This window comes from Chryseobacterium oranimense (assembly GCF_900129755.1).
Lineage (GTDB): Bacteria > Bacteroidota > Bacteroidia > Flavobacteriales > Weeksellaceae > Chryseobacterium > Chryseobacterium oranimense.
The window spans coordinates 1-4,012 of record NZ_FQWT01000013.1; the positions used below are offsets into that span (position 1 = coordinate 1).

3 protein-coding genes are annotated in these 4,012 nt (G+C 37.4%); all 3 read left to right on the plus strand.

All coding sequences use genetic code 11. The annotated features are described in order from the left end of the window. Positions 1-440: 440 nt before the first annotated feature. The 3 genes from BUB03_RS21495 (at position 441) to BUB03_RS21505 (ending at position 3,904) form a co-directional block, all read left to right on the plus strand. Positions 441-1,121, plus strand: a complete 681-nt coding sequence (locus BUB03_RS21495; RefSeq protein ID WP_040997427.1) for a response regulator transcription factor — start codon at positions 441-443, stop codon at positions 1,119-1,121. Then, positions 1,122-2,486 (plus strand): ATP-binding protein, encoded by a 1,365-nt coding sequence (locus BUB03_RS21500; protein WP_073067014.1) that lies wholly within the window; start codon positions 1,122-1,124, stop codon positions 2,484-2,486. Positions 2,487-2,662: 176 nt separating this feature from the next. After that, on the plus strand, positions 2,663-3,904 hold the full coding sequence (locus BUB03_RS21505; RefSeq protein WP_083539048.1) for a TolC family protein: 1,242 nt from the start codon (positions 2,663-2,665) through the stop codon (positions 3,902-3,904). Positions 3,905-4,012: the final 108 nt, after the last annotated feature.

Consider the following 4,012-nt stretch of genomic DNA (forward strand, 5'->3'; position numbering starts at 1 on the left):
GATTTTTTAATTGTCTGATTTTCAAATGTATTTAAATTGTAGGGTAGAGTTTATCTTCCTTGGTAAGGAAGAGGTCACGGGTTCAAGTCCCGTAGTTGGCTCTCCAATTTTCCCGAATTCTTTTCGGGATTTTTTTTGCCCTGAATTTAACTAACATAAATTGTTTCAAATATCATCCTTTTGAACTTAAATATCAGCAGCAAGATTATATGCTCGCTTCATCACATCAATCAAGGATTGATTAATTCTTTGCACTCTCCATATAGATGATCAAAATTAAAACTTTGCGTTAAAGAAACACTTTGGCTTATGATAAAGGCTTTTCTGTTTTTCACATAAAGAAAAACTGGCTTAAAATTTAATTAAAACTGGTCATCTGCTTTTAATGGATGAGGCAGGAACATAAAAAAATTGTTAAATTCGTATAAAATAAGATTTTGATGAATATTCTTTTATTGGAAGACGACCTCATTCTTTCCGCGGAGCTTTGCAGGTTTCTGGAATCAAACAGCTTCACCTGTGATAAAATTTATGACGGTGAAACTTTTCTCCGCCAGATCAAGAACAATACGTATGACCTGTATTTACTTGATATCAATGTTCCTAAGATAAACGGATTGGATGTATGCCAGACCATTCGTTCTTTCGATAAAAATACTCCTATCATCATTATTTCGGCTTATGGAGATATTTCAGATAAAAAAGATGCTTTCACAAGGCTTGCAGATGATTATCTGGTAAAACCATTCCAGTTTGAAGAACTTCTGCTGAGGATGAATTCGTTGTTAAGGAGAAAAGCACCGTCTGATACAGCAGATCAGGACATTATAAGAGTAGATGATCTTATTATCAACAAAACTGAACAGAAAGTGTATAGGGCAGGTAATGAAATTGCGCTTACCCTTAAGGAGTTTCAACTGTTGGTTTACCTTGCCGAAGCGCAGGGGAGAACGGTTTCCAAACAGCAGATCACAGAACATGTGTGGGAACATAATTTTAATACGAACACCAATACAGTAGAAGTCTATATCAATTTTCTAAGAAAAAAAATCGATAAGGATTTTAAACTTAAACTTATTCATACCCGTTCCGGTTTCGGATATTACCTAAGCCCGTTGTAAATGTCATTAAAAAGGAGGATTGCATTAACCATAAGTATAGCCTTTTCCCTGCTTTTTGCAATGGTGATGGCGGTTATTTATATGTCCTTTAATGATTTCAGAAGAGATGAGTTCAAAGAGCGGTTCAGGCAGCGTCTTGAATTTACGTCACACTTCATTTCAAAATCAAGAAATTTTGAAGAGGAGGCGCCTATCTTTTTCAATGAGAATTCAGACAATATTCTTCTTAATGAAACGATCTTAATTTTTAACAGTGATAAAGAGTTAATCTACAGTACGATTAAAGACCGGAATGTCACCTGGGACAACAGCCTTCTTAAAGAACTGGATGAGAAGAAAATTATATACACTGAAAAAACGGTTCCCGAGATCTATGCGGCGCTTCGCAACATAAATGGAGAAAATTATTATATCCTTACCAGTGCCTTTGATACCAACGGGAAATCCAAGCTTGAATATCTGAAATACCTTCTGATTACGGCCTATGTAATGAGTACCCTTTTGATCGGCTTTTTCAGCTACTATTTCATGGGGCAGTTTCTGCGCCCGTTAGAAGATCTGAATAAAGAAATTTCAGAAGTTACGGCCCATAAACTGACCACACAGATTCCTGTTCAGGAGTCTGATGATGAGATCAATGTTCTGGCCAAATCTTTTAATACAATGATTGCAAGACTGGATGATGTATTTCAGTCACAGAAAGATTTTACAGCAAGTGCGTCGCATGAGATCAGGACGCCCATCACAAGAATGGCGTTCCAGCTGGAAAACCTGATCAAGTTTGAAAAACATTCTCCTGAAACACTGGCTTCCCTGAAACAGATTCAAAAAGATGTCTATCAGCTTTCCGACCTTACCAATTCTCTTTTGCTGCTTACCAAATTCGATAAGGAAAATATCCAGAGTATTTATGAAGAAGTGAGGATTGATGAAGTCATATTTGAAGCTTTCGAAGCCGTAGAAAAAAGTTATCCTGCTCTTAAGCTTGATTTCCTGATCTCTGAAGATTCTTCGGAAAACGGACTTCTCACAATAAGCGGCATTCAGTCTCTGCTGGTGATTGTCTTTATCAACCTCTTTAAAAATGCAGCAGTCTATTCAGATGATGCTGAAGTGGATGTTTTAATAACGGAAACCAACGATCAGCTGACAGTTGACGTGACTTCCCATGGTAATACCATTCCTGAAGAGGAGCAGGCAAAGCTCTTTGAAGCCTTTATGAGAGGCCATAATTCTCAGAATATCTCCGGTTCAGGACTTGGCCTTCGGATTGTCAAGAGAATCCTTGAATATCATAACGCAAAAATCAATTATTCTTCTCCGGCTGATCATACCAATAATTTCAGAATTATCTTTAGTAAATAATTTGATTGATTTTTACTATTTCACTTTAATAGTCTAATAAGTGTATATTTTCAATCGGTCTTTCCAATAAATACAGTATTTATCAGTATTCCTGAAACAAATTTAATTTTTTTTTAAGGCTCCTTTAAGGTCATTTTAATCGTGTAAAGGCAATTTTGTACCATAAAAAAGATAGAATGAACAAAATTGCAGGGCTGTTTATTGCCGTTTCATCATTCATGGCAGGACAGCAGCAGATGTCACTTTTGGACTGTGAAGAGGCTTTTCAGAAAAATAACCTTCAGCTTCTTGCAGAACAATACAACATCAATATGGCCGACGCAGACATTCTGCAGGCTAAGATTTGGGAACTTCCACAGCTGAGCGGACAGATCAATGCCTACAATCCGGAAGGTAAAAAAGCCTTTGATATAGGACATGCAAAAGGCGCGGAGATTACCCAGCTGATTTATATGGGCGGTAAAAAGAAAAATGAGATTGCCTTTGCAAGATCAAATAAAGAACTTGCCCAGCTTCAGTTTTCGCAACTTTTAGTGGATCTGAGAGCGCAGCTTAGAGCTGCTTATTTCAATTTATACTACGAAAGACAAAAACTTGAGAATACCAATAAGCAACTCGGATATATGAATGATCTGTTGGATGCTTACCGGGTACAGTCTGCCAAAGGGAATGTTTCCCTTAAAGACGAAGTAAGATTACAGAGCCTGGTCATCCAGCTTAATAATGACAAGCTTGGCATTAATAAAAATATCCTTGAATTTGAACAAAACCTGAAAGTACTGACGGGAATTTCAGATGATATAGAGCCGCAGCTTTCTGACGCGGATGCAAAAGAAATCCTTGCTGCGCAGCCTTTCGGGGACGAAAATGAGCTAAAAAGAAAAGCCCTGGAAAATAATTCCGATTACCAGTATTTTCTAAAGTTGATTGACAATAGCAAGCTGTATGCGCAATGGCAGAAATCCCTTAATATCCCGGACCTTAACGTAGGAGCCGGATGGGACCAGAACGGCGGAACCTTTAAAAATGAGGTTAATCTTATGGTTGGCATTCCGTTACCCTTATGGAAATCCAATCAAGGGAATGTTGAGAAAGCGAATTATGCCATTCAACAGAATCAGAAAAATGCAGATTACCAAAAGCTGACCCTTGAAACCAAAGTCCAGGCTGCTTATAAAACATGGAAAAGTCAGTACGATCAGTTGGCGCAAATCAGAACAACAGATCTTACCAATATGGAACTGGTATACGACGGAATGCTGAAAAACTTCAGGAAAGGAAACATTAACCTTATAGAATTTACGGATTTCATGGACAGCTACAGACAAACAGCGCTCCAGATCTATGATATGAAGAACGAGATCATGCAGTCGGCAGAACAACTTAACCAACTTATACAAACGAAAATCTTCTATTAAGCAATGAAAAAATATCACTACTAACCGACAAAAAAAATATAAGGAGCCATCTGTTCAGGTAGCTCCTTTTTTCATATTTTAGTTTTACTACACACTAAAAATATGAGC